10 protein-coding genes are annotated in these 13,272 nt (G+C 70.4%); 8 read left to right on the forward strand and 2 right to left on the reverse strand.

Annotation, left to right across the window (positions count from 1 at the left end; genetic code table 11):
* Nucleotides 1-9: 9 nt before the first annotated feature.
* Entirely contained in the window at nucleotides 10-1,581 is a 1,572-nt protein-coding gene (locus ACFVW8_RS12940; protein WP_389689100.1) for a purple acid phosphatase family protein, read from the reverse strand.
* A gap of 130 nt (nucleotides 1,582-1,711) precedes the next feature.
* On the opposite strand from ACFVW8_RS12940, the gene ACFVW8_RS12945 reads away from it, so the two are divergent.
* Together ACFVW8_RS12945 and ACFVW8_RS12950 are read left to right on the forward strand one after the other, a co-directional pair.
* Nucleotides 1,712-2,749, forward strand: a complete 1,038-nt coding sequence (locus ACFVW8_RS12945; protein WP_389689102.1) for a 3-isopropylmalate dehydrogenase — start codon at nucleotides 1,712-1,714, stop codon at nucleotides 2,747-2,749.
* 241 nt (nucleotides 2,750-2,990) lie between these two features.
* Nucleotides 2,991-4,079 (forward strand): branched-chain amino acid aminotransferase, encoded by a 1,089-nt coding sequence (locus tag ACFVW8_RS12950; RefSeq protein ID WP_389689104.1) that lies wholly within the window; start codon nucleotides 2,991-2,993, stop codon nucleotides 4,077-4,079.
* Between the two features lie 69 nt (nucleotides 4,080-4,148).
* Here ACFVW8_RS12950 and ACFVW8_RS12955 read toward each other — a convergent pair whose 3' ends face one another.
* Nucleotides 4,149-5,600 carry a cytosine permease gene (locus ACFVW8_RS12955; protein WP_389689106.1) on the reverse strand — a complete coding sequence of 484 codons (1,452 nt, stop codon included), beginning with the start codon at nucleotides 5,598-5,600 and terminating at the stop codon, nucleotides 4,149-4,151.
* A gap of 146 nt (nucleotides 5,601-5,746) precedes the next feature.
* Here ACFVW8_RS12955 and ureA point away from each other — a divergent pair, with 146 nt between their 5' ends.
* The 6 genes from ureA to cimA all read left to right on the forward strand — a co-directional run bounded on the left by ureA (nucleotide 5,747) and on the right by cimA (nucleotide 13,187).
* Nucleotides 5,747-6,445: an urease subunit gamma gene (ureA, locus tag ACFVW8_RS12960; protein ID WP_389689108.1), complete on the forward strand. Its 699-nt coding sequence runs from the start codon at nucleotides 5,747-5,749 to the stop codon at nucleotides 6,443-6,445.
* Entirely contained in the window at nucleotides 6,445-8,127 is a 1,683-nt protein-coding gene (locus ACFVW8_RS12965) for an urease subunit alpha (RefSeq protein WP_389689110.1), read from the forward strand. Before ureA ends, ACFVW8_RS12965 begins: the two co-directional genes overlap by 1 nt.
* A gap of 70 nt (nucleotides 8,128-8,197) precedes the next feature.
* The gene (locus ACFVW8_RS12970; protein WP_389689112.1) at nucleotides 8,198-9,223 is read left to right on the forward strand and encodes an agmatine/peptidylarginine deiminase; all 1,026 of its coding nucleotides are present in this window, start codon (nucleotides 8,198-8,200) and stop codon (nucleotides 9,221-9,223) included.
* Nucleotides 9,224-9,280: 57 nt separating this feature from the next.
* Nucleotides 9,281-9,886: a TetR/AcrR family transcriptional regulator gene (locus ACFVW8_RS12975; RefSeq protein ID WP_389689114.1), complete on the forward strand. Its 606-nt coding sequence runs from the start codon at nucleotides 9,281-9,283 to the stop codon at nucleotides 9,884-9,886.
* A gap of 81 nt (nucleotides 9,887-9,967) precedes the next feature.
* Nucleotides 9,968-11,302, forward strand: coding sequence for an MFS transporter (locus ACFVW8_RS12980; protein ID WP_389689116.1), 1,335 nt, complete (start codon nucleotides 9,968-9,970; stop codon nucleotides 11,300-11,302).
* A 277-nt stretch (nucleotides 11,303-11,579) separates the two neighbouring features.
* Nucleotides 11,580-13,187 (forward strand): citramalate synthase, encoded by a 1,608-nt coding sequence (gene cimA / locus ACFVW8_RS12985; RefSeq protein ID WP_389689117.1) that lies wholly within the window; start codon nucleotides 11,580-11,582, stop codon nucleotides 13,185-13,187.
* The last annotated feature ends 85 nt before the right edge of the window (nucleotides 13,188-13,272 follow it).

Consider the following 13,272-nt stretch of genomic DNA (forward strand, 5'->3'; position numbering starts at 1 on the left):
ATGTGCGGATCAGTCGCGGCTGATCTCGAAGTGGTCGACGCGCTCGCCGGACTCGGCCAGCGCGGTGACCTTCATCCGGGCGTGCCGCCCGGCCTCCACCTCCACCGCGAGGAACGAGAAGCCGGTGTAGCGCACGCGTGACCACTCGACGGTCTCGGTGGCCTTCCCGCCGCCCTTGACCACGTGATAGGTGTTCACGCTCTCCTGGTCCGCGACATGCCCCTCGTAACTGTCGGGAGCCGGGAAGTCGTACAGCGCCTTGCCCGCGCCACCCGCGGTGACGTACACGATGCCGTCCCGCTTCGGGTCGGTGCGCTCACCGATCCGCACCTTCCGCTTGACCGAGTTCTTCAGGATCGCGTCGGTGCGCTCGTAGACGTGGTTGTGCCCGTTGATCACCAGGTCCACCTGGTGCTTCTCGAAGAGCGGCACCCAGGTGTCCCGCACCCCGCCGTCCGAGGCGTGTGCGTTGGTCGTGGAGAAGGCGCAGTGGTGGAAGAAGACCACCAGGAAGTCGATGTCGTGCCGGGCCCGCAGCTCGCCCAGGCGCCGGTCCAGCCAGCGCGTCTGCTTGCCGCCGCTGATGCCGAAGTTGGCGGGGATCTCGTAGCTGACGTCGTTGGCGTCCAGCGCGATCACGCCCACGTTGCCGTGCACGAAGGAGTACGCGCCGGGCTGGTTCACCGGGTCCGGGCCGTTGTCCGGCAGGGTCCAGCGGGCGTTCTGGCCGCCGTAGCCGTCCGGCGAGTACCAGGCCTCCATGTCGTGGTTGCCGGTGGTCACCATCCACGGCACCGTCTTGGAGACGGTCTCCGTCTGCGCCAGGAACTGGTCCCAGGTGCGGGCGTCGTAGACATCGCTCGTCTGGCCGGAGCCCGACGGGTCGGCGTAGCAGATGTCGCCCGCGTGCAGGTGGAAGGCGGGGTTCTGGCCCAGGATCAGCTGGTCGTTGCCGAGCGCGTCGTAGCTGACGCCCTGGTCGCCGAAGGCGGTGAAGGTGAAGTTCCCGGCGCGCGAGGGCGCGGTGGTGAGGGTGCCGAGCGTGCCCAGGTTGCGGGTGTCGGCGGGGTCGAAGCCGTCGTGTCCGACGCCGTAGTAGTACGTCGTGCCGGGCTTCAGCCGCTCCAGGCCCGCGTGTACGTAGAACTGCTCGGCGGCCGCGATCTTCCCGTCGTTCAGTCGCGGCGTGGTCAGGTGGCGCACCTCGGCGTCGATCTTCCGGCTCAGCGCCCACGGCTTCAGGCCGATGCGGATGTACGGGCGGCGCACCGCGAACGGGACCTGCCAGGAGACCGCCATCTGCGTCCTCGGGTCCGCCCCGTAGGCCAGGTGCCGGCCGAACGGGGCCACCAGCGAACCGTCCACCCGGGTGGTGCTGTGCGAGGTGAGCACCGCCGGCGCGGCGTACGCGGGCGAGGCGGTAAGGGAGGTGCCGAGGCCGGCACCGGCGACGGCGGCGGTCGCCACGCTCGTGCGCAGCACACCACGACGGGTGAGCCGGGTGCGCAGGTAGTCGTGCTGCTCGGCCATGCTCATGCGGTCGGCGAGCTTCTCGGGGATTCCGAAACGGGGGATGTCCATGGGCGACAACCTCCACCCGCTTTTTGACGGTGTGCCATCGAGTGGGTGAACGCTACACGTACAGCTGCCCATGTGTCCGTATGGTGGACGTGACGTGTCATGGGGTGGGACGCGCAGTAAGGTGCCGGTCATGTCTCGCAGCATCAATCTCGCAGTGATCCCCGGTGACGGTATCGGCCAGGAGGTCGTGGCCCAGGGCCTCAAGGTCCTCAACGCTGTTCTCCCGCAGGATGTGAAGCTGGAGACCAAGGAGTACGACCTTGGTGCCCGGCGCTGGCACCGCACCGGTGAAACCCTCCCGGACGCGGAGCTGGAGGCCCTCAAGGGGCACGACGCCATCCTGCTCGGCGCGATCGGCGATCCGTCCGTGCCGTCCGGCGTCCTGGAGCGGGGGCTGCTGCTGAAGCTGCGCTTCGCCTTCGACCACTTCGTCAACCTGCGGCCGTCGAAGCTGTTCCCGAACACCGAGACCCCGCTGGCCGGCCGTCCGGACATCGACTTCGTCGTCGTCCGCGAGGGCACCGAGGGTCCGTACACCGGCAACGGCGGTTCGCTGCGCACCGGCACCGAGCACGAGGTCGCCACCGAGGTCAGCCTCAACACCGCCTTCGGTGTCGAGCGGGTCGTCCGTGACGCCTTCGAGCGCGCCGCCGCCCGGCCGCGCAAGAAGCTGACGCTGGTCCACAAGAACAACGTCCTCGTCTACGCGGGCCACCTGTGGAAGAACACCTTCGACAAGGTCGCGGCCGAGTACCCCCAGGTCACCACCGACTACCTGCACGTCGACGCCGCGACGATCTTCTTCGTCACCCAGCCGGAGCGCTTCGACGTCATCGTCACCGACAACCTCTTCGGTGACATCCTGACGGACCTCGCCGCGGCCGTCTCCGGCGGCATCGGCCTGGCGGCCTCGGGCAACATCAACCCGACGGGCGCCTTCCCGTCGATGTTCGAGCCGGTCCACGGCTCCGCGCCCGACATCGCCGGCCAGGGCAAGGCCGACCCGACCGCCACGATCCTCTCCGTCGCCCTCCTGCTGCGCCACCTCGGCTACGAGGCCCAGGCCGTGCGCATCGAGGACGCCGTCTCCGCCGACCTCGCGGAGCGCGACGGGACCCGTACCACCGACGAGATCGGCGACGCGCTCGCGGTACGCGTAGCGGGCTGATCCGACGACTCTCTTACGAAGCCGCCGGGTCGCACACGCACCCGGCGGCTTCTCCTGTGCGGCCCCGGGTGTCACCATCGAATCCTGGACCGCATTCACGTCATTTCGTGCATGGCCACCCGCGAGAGATAATCGAACGGGACCGTGGCCTGCCGCGAAGCTCGGACGTCCTAGCACTTGTCCGAAAAGAGCTGGCGTGATCGTGGTCCTACACACACAAAACGGTGAAGGACACGTACTCATGACGACGCCCACGATCGAGCTCAAGCCCTCCTCGAACCCGCTGTCCGACGCGGAGCGCGAGGCGATCCTGGTCAAGCCCGGATTCGGCCGCTACTTCACCGATCACATGGTGACGATCAAGTGGACCGAAGGCCGCGGCTGGCACGATGCCCAGCTCGTCCCGTACGCGCCGCTGTCGATCGACCCGGCCAACATGACGCTGCACTACGGCCAGGAGATCTTCGAGGGCCTCAAGGCCTACCGCCAGCCCGACGGCTCGGTCTCCACCTTCCGCCCCGAGGCCAACGCCGAGCGCTTCCGGTCCTCCGCGCGCCGGCTCGCCATGCCGGAGCTGCCCGTCGAGACCTTCGTCGAGGCGTGCGACCTGCTCGTCCAGCAGGACGCGGCCTGGGTCCCGGAGCACGGCGGCGAGGAGTCCCTCTACCTGCGCCCGTTCATGATCGCGACCGAGGTGGGCCTCGGTGTGCGGCCGGCCAACGAGTACCTCTTCCTGGTGATCGCCTCGCCCGCCGGCGCGTACTTCCCCGGCGGGGTGAAGCCGGTCTCCATCTGGCTCTCCGAGGACCGGGTGCGCGCCGTTCCGGGCGGCGTGGGCGACGCCAAGACCGGCGGCAACTACGCGGCGTCCCTGCTCGCCCAGGCCGAGGCCGCCGAGAAGGGCTGCGACCAGGTCGCCTACCTCGACGCCGTCGAGCACAAGTGGGTCGAGGAGCTCGGCGGGATGAACCTGTACTTCGTGTACGGGAACAGGATCGTCACTCCGACCCTGACCGGCTCCCTGCTCGCGGGCATCACCCGTGACTCGCTGCTCAGGCTCGCGCAGGACCTGGGCTACGAGCCCGAGGAGAGCCGCGTCTCCATCGGCCAGTGGCGCGACGACACCGCGAACGGCACCCTCACCGAGGTCTTCGCCTGCGGCACCGCCGCCGTCATCACCCCCGTCGGCACCGTGAAGAGCGCGAGCGGCGAGTGGACCCAGGGCGACGGCACGCCCGGCCCGGTCACCATGAAGCTCCGCGAGCGCCTGCTGGACATCCAGCGTGGCATCGCCGAGGACACCCACGGCTGGATGCACCCGCTCGGCTAGGGCGTACTGGGGGAAGCCCCGCGTCGCCGGCCGGTGACGCGGGACTTCGCCCGGGCCCGGCAGCCCTGCTCAGGCCCGGCCGGCGCCCGAGGGCGAGGCGGCCGGCACGAGATCCGCGCCGGAGTCCGGCCCGGCCGCGGTACGGGTCACGCGCCGGGTCAGGACCGCGTACGTCACCCCGCCCACCAGCCCCGACAGCACGAAGCTGCAGTCCACCCCGCCGGTCAGCGCCAGCAGCGGACCCTCGTAGAGCGGAGTCGAGACGCCGCACAGCCCCACCGCGGCGCCGAGCGCCCAGCCGAGGACGGCGTGCGGCTGCCATCCGGACCTGAACCAGTAGACACCGCCCCGGGTGCCGCGGTTGTAGACCTGGAGGGCCTCCGCGTCGTAGGCGCCCCGGCAGCGCCGGTGCGCGATCATCGTGATCACCGCCCACGGCGTACCGATCGCTGTCAGCAGCAGCACGAACGACGTCATCGCCGACTGCGCGTTCCACACGAAGTGGCCCAGGAACACGAACGTCGTGGCGACCCCGGCGACCACCAGCGTGGCCTTGGCCCGCGTGGCGCGGGGCAGGATCGCGTCCAGGTCGAGGCCCATCGAGTACAGCATCAGCCCGGCGTTGCCCACGGAACCCGCGGTGGCCGCCAGCAGCAGCGGGACCAGGTACCAGACGGGCGAGGCGGCGACCAGCGGGCCCGCGTAGTCGAGCGAGGCGCGAGCCGCGAGCGCCGTGTACGTACCGAAGAGCTGCGGAACGAGCAGCCCGACGACCAGGCCGAGACAGGTGGCCCGCAGCACGCGGCGCGGGTGGTGGCGGACCGGTGAGATGTACCGGGTGTAGTCCCCGAGCAGGGTGATGAAGGCGATCGGGCCGCTGAGCCCGGCGGCCACCGCGGACAGCGCCCAGGTCGGCCAGAAGGAGCCGAGCAGATACGGGGCGTCCGGCGGGGCCGCCGTGGTGAGGTCCGGGGCGTAGGCGATCAGGCCGACCAGTAGCAGTGCGGTCATGGCGACCGCGAGGATCTTGCTCAGCCGCAGCAGCAGCCGGTACCCGTACACGGCTCCGACGACGGTGCAGGCCGCCAGGGTCGCGTAGACGAGGGTGTGCGAGAGGCCACCGGCCGGCAGCCCCGCGATACGGGCCAGGGTGCCCACCATCACATCACCGCCGATCCACAGCGTGAGAGCCGTGTATCCCAGCGCGAGCAGCAGCCCGACGACCGAGCCGACCAGCCGGCCACGCACGCCGAAGGCCGCGCCGCTGGAGGTCGACAGGTTCGTCGCCGTACGCAACGAGACCAGGGCCAGCGGCGCGGTCACCGCCACCCCCACGACCGTGCCGGCGACGACCGAGGTCACCGCGGGCCACAGGCCCAGTCCGAAGGAGACCGGGAGCCAGCCGAAGACGATCACGCCCAGGCAGAGGTTCGACCCGAGCAGGATCGAGACGAGGTCACGCGGGGTGCTGGTGCGCTCCGCCTCCGGGATGGTGTCGACTCCGCGCTGTTCGATCGGCATGAGGCCGCCCCTGACGTTCGACTGTTTGAGTGCTGCTCAATGTGACGTAGTCCGGTGTGAGCCGTCAATGGTCTCGATATTCCGATGGTGTTCCATGGATGGTGTCGTCATGGTTAGAGTGACAGTCAAACAGGAGGTGTGGTGACGTGCGACTGACCCCGAGCGAGCGTGACCGGCTGCTGCTCTTCGGAGCGGCCGAACTGGCGCGGGCCCGCCAGGCGCGTGGGCTGCGGCTCAACGTCCCCGAGGCCACCGCGCTCGTCGCGGACACCGTCTGCGAGGCGGCCCGCGACGGACGGCGGCTCGCGGAGGCCATCGCCGCCGCGCGCCAGGTGCTCGGACCCGACGACGTGCTGCCCGGAGTGGCGGACGTGGTCACCGAGGTGCATGTGGAGGCGGTCTTCGACGACGGATCGCGGCTCGCCGTCGTGAGCGACCCCATCGGCGCCGGCACCGGGACGCGGCTCGGCGACAGCGCGCCGGGCGCGGTGCTGCCGGCGCCGCCGCACACCGGACCGGAGCCCGCGCTGCGGCTGACCGTACGCAACACCGCCACGGTCCCGGTCAGCGTCACCTCGCACTTCCACTTCTTCGAGGCCAACCCCCGGCTCGACTTCGACCGGGCGGCGGCTTACGGCATGCGGCTGTGCGTTCCGGCCGGTTCGTCGGTCCGGTTCGACCCGGGCGGCGCGGCCGAGGTCGGTCTGCTGCCGATCGGCGGCGACCGGATCGCGATCGGCTTCGCCGGACTGGTCGACGGGCCGCTGGACGCGCCCGGTGCGAAGGAGGAGGCCCTGCGGCGCGCGGCGGCCTGCGGCTATCTCGGAGCGGAGGGCGGCGCCTGATGGACCCCTACGAGTACGCGTCGGTCCACGGACCGCGCGCCGGGGACCGGGTCGTGCTGGGCGACTCAGGTCTGGTGGTACGCGTCGAGTCGGACGCGCAGCGCCACGGCGACGAGTTCCTCGCCGGATTCGGCAAGACCGCGCGCGACGGACTGCACCTCAAGGCCGCGGCCGTCCGCGACACCTGCGACGTGGTCATCAGCAACGTGCTGGTCATCGACGCGGTCCAGGGCATCCGGAAGGTCTCCATCGGCATCCGCGAAGGCCGGATCCACGCGATCGGACGGGCCGGCAACCCGGACACGCTCGACGGGGTGGACATCGTCGTCGGCACCGGCACCAGCATCGTCTCCGGCGAGGGCATGATCGCGACGGCCGGCGCCGTCGACACCCATGTCCATCTGCTCTCGCCGCGCATCATGGAGGCCTCGCTCTCCTCCGGCGTCACCACGGTCATCGGCCAGGAGTTCGGCCCGGTCTGGGGCGTCGGCGTCAACTCCCCCTGGGCGCTGCGCCATGCGTTCCGTGCCTTCGACGCCTGGCCGGTCAACATCGGCTTCCTGGCCCGCGGTTCGTCCTCCGACGAGGCGCCCCTGGTGGAGGCGCTGGTCGAGGGCGGCGCATCCGGCTTCAAGGTGCACGAGGACATGGGCGCGCACACCCGCGCCCTCGACACCGCCCTGCGGGTCGCGGAGGAGCACGACGTCCAGGTCGCCCTGCACAGCGACGGGCTGAACGAATGCCTCTCGGTCGAGGACACCCTGAGCGTCCTGGACGGCCGGACCATCCACGCCTTCCACATCGAGGGCTGCGGCGGCGGACACGTCCCGAACGTGCTGAAGATGGCGGGCGTCCCGAACGTGATCGGCTCCTCGACCAACCCGACCCTGCCCTTCGGCCGGGACGCCGTGGCCGAGCACTACGGGATGATCGTCTCCGTCCACGACCTCAAGACCGACCTGCCCGGTGACGCCGCGATGGCGCGCGACCGGATCAGGGCCGGCACGATGGGCGCCGAGGACGTGCTGCACGACCTCGGCGCGATCGGCATCACCTCCTCGGACGCGCAGGGGATGGGGCGCGCGGGCGAGACCGTACGCCGCACCTTCGCCATGGCGGGCAAGATGAAGGCCGAGCTCGGCCCGCTGGAGGGCGACGGCCCGCACGACGACAACGCCCGGGTGCTGCGCTACGTGGCGAAGCTGACGATCAACCCGGCGCTCGCGCACGGCCTCGCCGACGAGATCGGCTCGATCGAGGTGGGCAAGCTCGCCGACATCGTGCTCTGGAAGCCGCAGTACTTCGGGGCGAAGCCGCAGCTGGTACTGAAGTCGGGCTTCCCCGCCTGGGGCGTGACGGGCGATCCCAACGCGGCGACCGACACCTGCGAACCGCTGGTCCTGGGACCCCTGTTCGGCGGGCACGGCGCGACCCCGGCCGATCTCTCGGTGGCCTTCGTGGCGAAGGCCGCGGCCGATCTCGGCTCCGACCTGATGCCGACCGGGCGGCGCAGGGTCGCCGTACGCGGCACCCGTGGGATCGGCCCGGCGGACCTCAGGCTCAACTCCCGGACCGGCGACGTGGCGGTGAACGGGGACAGCGGCCTGGTGACGCTGGACGGGGCGCCGCTGCGGTCCGCACCCGCCGACTCGATATCGCTCAACCGCCTCTACTTCCTGTAGCGGCGCGGCGCTTCCCGCCCTGCCCACGACGCAACGCCTCACGGCACACAGCTTTCAGGAGTCCGACGAGATGACCTTCCGCATGCCGGCCGAGTGGGCCCCGCACGAGCGCACCTGGATGGCCTGGCCCGGCCCCAACGCCACGTTCACCGGTGACGACCTCACCGAATCCCGCGAGGCATGGGCCGCCGTGGCCCGGGCCGTACGCCGCTTCGAGCCGGTGACCATGGTCGTCCCCACCGGCCAGTCGCCGGATGCGCGCGCCCTCCTCGGCCCGGACATCGAGCTGGTCGAACGGGATCTTGACGACGCCTGGATGCGCGATATCGGACCGACCTTCGTCACCGACGGCAGCACGCTGGCAGCGGTCGACTGGATCTTCAACGGCTGGGGCGCGCAGGCCTGGGCATGCTGGGAGCACGACGCGAAGATCGCCCGCCATGTCGCCGACATCGCCGGGGTCCCGGTGCACAGCTCGCCCCTGGTCAACGAGGGCGGCGGCATCCACGTCGACGGCGAGGGCACCGTGCTGCTCACCGAGACCGTGCAGCTCGGCCCCGAGCGGAACCCGGGCTGGACCAAGGAGCTGGTCGAGGCCGAGATCCACGCCAAGCTCGGTACCACGAAGGCGATCTGGCTCAGGCGCGGGCTGACCGGCGACTACCCGCCGCACGGCTTCGGCACCCTCGGCCATGTCGACATCGTCGCCGCGTTCGCCGGCCCCGGCACCGTCGTCGTCCACACCCAGCCGGACCCGGACCACCCCGACCACGAGCTCGGCAAGGAGAACGTGGCACTGCTCCGCTCCCGCACCGACGCGCGGGGCCGTGCCCTGCGGGTCGTCGAGGTGCCGGCCCCGTCCCTCGTACGGGACGAGGAGGGCCACTGGGCCGACTACTCCTACATCAACCACTACGTCTGCAACGGCGGCGTCGTCCTGTGCGGCTTCGGTGACCCCCGGGACGAGATCGCGGCGGGCATCTTCCGCCGGCTGTACCCGGGGCGCACGGTCACCCTGGTCGACGCCCGCACGATCTTCGCGGGCGGCGGCGGCATCCACTGCATCACGCAGCAGCAGCCCGCGGTACCCGGCTGACCGGCGGATCCGGTAGAACGTACGGGTGAACCAGACGCTCCGCGCACCGGCCGCTCCATGACCCCGCCCCCCGCCCGGCGGCGCAACACGGCCCCGCCCCGCGAGTCCCTGCTCGGCGCCGCCATGGCCACCATCGCCGAGCGCGGGCTCGACGGGCTGACCATGGCCGGGCTCGGGCGAGAGGTCGGGATGAGCAGCGGGCACCTGCTGTACTACTTCCGGACCAAGGACGAGCTCCTGCTGCAGACCCTGGAGTGGAGCGAGGGCCGGCTCGGTGCCGAGCGCGGCGCCCTGCTCTCCCGGCAGGCGTCCGCCGGTGAACGGCTCGACGCGTATGTGCGTCTGTACGTGCCCGAGGGGCCGCGCGACCCGCACTGGACCCTCTGGCTGGAGGTCTGGAACCGCTCGCAGAACGCCGACGCCGACGCGCGCGGGCGGCAGGCCGCCATCGAGGGGGCCTGGCACCGGGACCTGGTGGCGCTGCTGGCCGAGGGCATCTCCCGCGGCGAGTTCCGTGCCGTGGACCCGGACCGCTTCGCCACCCGGCTGCGCGTCCTCCTGGACGGCTTCAGCGTCCATGTCGCCGTCGGCGTGCCCGGTACCGGCCGCGAGCAAGTCCTCACCCATGTGGGGGAGTTCCTGCGGGACTCACTGATCCGGTGAACACAACGCACGCAAGTACGCCCGATCGTTTCCCTCCGCATCCTTGTTAGTTCTCCGGCCGTTGGGGCACGGTGACCAACCATGGGACGAGAGCAGTGGAAGAAGATCTGGGTCGGCTCCGCCGGCAACATGGTCGAGTGGTTCGACTGGTTCGTGTATGCGACGTTCGCGGTCTACTTCGCGGACGCGTTCTTCCCCGAGGGCAACGAGACCGCCAACCTCATGAACACGATGGGGATCTTCGCCGTCGGCTTCTTCATGAGACCGGTCGGCGGCTGGCTGCTCGGCCGCATCGGTGACCGCAGGGGCCGCAAGGCCGCGCTCACCCTCACCGTCACCCTCATGTCGGCCTCCGCGATCCTGATCGCCGTCGCGCCCACCTACGACATGGCCGGATACGGCGGCGTCGCCGTACTCATGCTCGCCCGGCTGCTCCAGGGGCTCTCGGTCGGCGGTGAGTACGCCGCCAGTGCCACTTACCTCACCGAGGCATCCGCACCCGAGAAGCGGGGTTTCGCCTCCAGCTTCCAGTACGTCTCCATGACCGCGGGACAACTCGTCGGCCTCGGCCTCCAGATCGTCCTCCAGCGCAACATGTCCGACGCGGCGCTGCACAGCTGGGGCTGGCGCATCCCGTTCGTCGTCGGCGCGCTCGGCGCCGCCATCGTCTTCTACCTGCGCCGCTCCATGCTGGAGACGGAGGTGTACGCCGAGTCCGGCGCCGCCGAGCAGAACGACCGCGGCACGCTGAAGGTGCTGTGGCAGCACCGGCGCGAGGCGTTCCTGGTGATGGCGCTGACCATGGGCGGCACCGTCGCCTACTACACGTACACGACCTACCTCACCAAGTTCCTCTCCAAGAGCGCCGGCATGGACAAGTCCACCGCCTCGCTCGTCAGCTTCTGCGCCCTGTTCGTCTTCATGTGCATCCAGCCACTGGCCGGCATGCTGTCGGACCGGATCGGCCGCCGCCCGCTACTGATCACCTTCGCCGTCGGCTCGACGTTCCTGACCGTGCCGATCATGACCATGCTCAAGCACGCCAGCACCTTCTGGCCCGCACTCGGCCTGGCGCTCCTCGCCCTGGTGGTGGTCACCGGCTACACCTCCATCAACGCGTGTGTGAAGGCCGAGCTCTTCCCGACCGGCATCCGCGCCCTGGGCGTCGGCCTCTCGTACGCCATCGCCAACGCGCTGTTCGGCGGCACCGCCGAGTACGTGGCGCTCTGGTTCAAGAACGCCGGCGCCGAATCCGGCTTCTACTGGTACGTCGCGGGCTGCGCCGCGGTCTCGCTGATCGTCTACCTGACGATGCGCGAGACCCGTGACATCGACCTGAACCGGGTCACCGTCTCCGGACCGCGGCAGGAGCAGCCGCAGCAGGCCGGAGCGACCACGATCACGCCCGCATCCTGAGACGGGAGATGGCACGGAGGCGGTCCTGTGCCAGACTGCCTCCGTGTCCTCGTTCGTCATGATTATTGGCAACAGGCGCGCCGGTCCGCAGTGACCGTCCCGTACCACCACGTACGGCGCGGCCATCGTGCCCCAGACCCGCGCGCATACCTCTCGCACCCGCGAGGGGTTTTTTGTTTTCCGGCCCCCACCTCGGCCGGGGCGAGGCGCGCGGGATGATGGGGGCAAGTGGAGCCTGATCGTCCGGATCCACTCATCCGACAGGAGTCAGACCAGCATGACCACCAAGGCCAAGCCCACCGACGACAGCTTCCATGTCTTCGACACCACGCTGCGCGACGGTGCACAGCGTGAAGGCATCAACCTGACGGTCGCCGACAAGCTCACCATCGCCCGGCACCTGGACAACTTCGGCGTCGGCTTCATCGAAGGCGGCTGGCCGGGCGCCAACCCCCGGGACACCGAGTTCTTCGCGCGCGCCCAGCAGGAGATCGAGTTCAGGAACGCCGAGCTGGTCGCCTTCGGCGCGACCCGCAGGGCGGGCGGCAAGGCGTCCGAGGACCCGCAGGTCAAGGCGCTGCTGGAGTCGGGTGCACCGGTGATCACGCTGGTGGCCAAGTCCCACGACCGCCATGTGGAACTCGCCCTGCGCACCACGCTGGAGGAGAACCTGGAGATGGTCCGTGACACCGTCTCCTTCCTGTGCGAGCAGGGCCGCCGGGTCTTCGTCGACTGCGAGCACTTCTTCGACGGATACCGCGCCAACGCCGAGTACGCCAAGGCCGTCGTCCGCACCGCGTCCGAGGCCGGCGCCGACGTCGTCATCCTCTGCGACACCAACGGCGGGATGCTCCCGGCCCAGGTCCAGGCCGTCGTCTCCACCGTCCTCGCCGACACCGGCGCCCGCCTCGGCATCCACGCCCAGGACGACACCGGCTGCGCCGTCGCCAACACCCTGGCCGCCGTCGACGCCGGCGCCACCCACGTCCAGTGCACCGCCAACGGCTACGGCGAGCGGGTCGGCAACGCCAACCTCTTCCCCGTCGTCGCCGCACTGGAGCTCAAGTACGGCAAGACCGTGCTGCCCGAGGGCGCACTGGCCGACATGACCCGCATCTCGCACGCCATCGCCGAGGTCGTCAACCTCGCCCCGTCCACCCACCAGCCCTACGTCGGGGTCTCGGCCTTCGCGCACAAGGCCGGGCTGCACGCCTCCGCGATCAAGGTCGACCCGGACCTGTACCAGCACATCGACCCCGCGCTGGTCGGCAACAGCATGCGGATGCTCGTCTCCGACATGGCCGGACGCGCCTCCATCGAGCTGAAGAGCCAGGAGCTCGGCATCGACCTCGGGGGCGATCGCGAGCTCGTGGGGCGCGTCGTCGAGCGGGTCAAGGAGCGTGAGCTCAAGGGCTACACCTACGAGGCGGCCGACGCCTCGTTCGAGCTGCTGCTGCGGGCCGAGGCCGAGGGCCGGGTACGCCGCTACTTCCGTACCGAGTCCTGGCGCGCCATCGTGGAGGACCGTCCCGACGGTACGCACGCCAACGAGGCGACCGTGAAGCTCTGGGCCAAGGGCGAGCGCATCGTCGCCACCGCGGAGGGCAACGGCCCGGTCAACGCACTGGACCGGGCGCTGCGGGTCGCCCTGGAGCGGATCTACCCCCAGCTCGCCAAGCTGGAGCTGGTGGACTACAAGGTCCGCATCCTGGAGGGCCGCACCGGCACCGACTCCACCACCCGTGTCCTCATCACCACCGGCGACGGCACCGCCGACTGGTCGACCGTGGGCGTCGCGGAGAACATCATCGCGGCCTCCTGGCAGGCTCTGGAGGACGCGTACACCTTCGGTCTGCTGCGGGCGGGGATCGAGCCGACGGAGTAACGGGCGAGCGCCTCTCCGCCGCCGGGACGTACCCGCGTCCGGCGACGGAGAGGACGTTGCAGATGTACAGCACGCGCTTTGCTCC

It is taken from the genome of Streptomyces sp. NPDC058221, from assembly GCF_042882365.1.
Classification (GTDB): domain Bacteria; phylum Actinomycetota; class Actinomycetes; order Streptomycetales; family Streptomycetaceae; genus Streptomyces.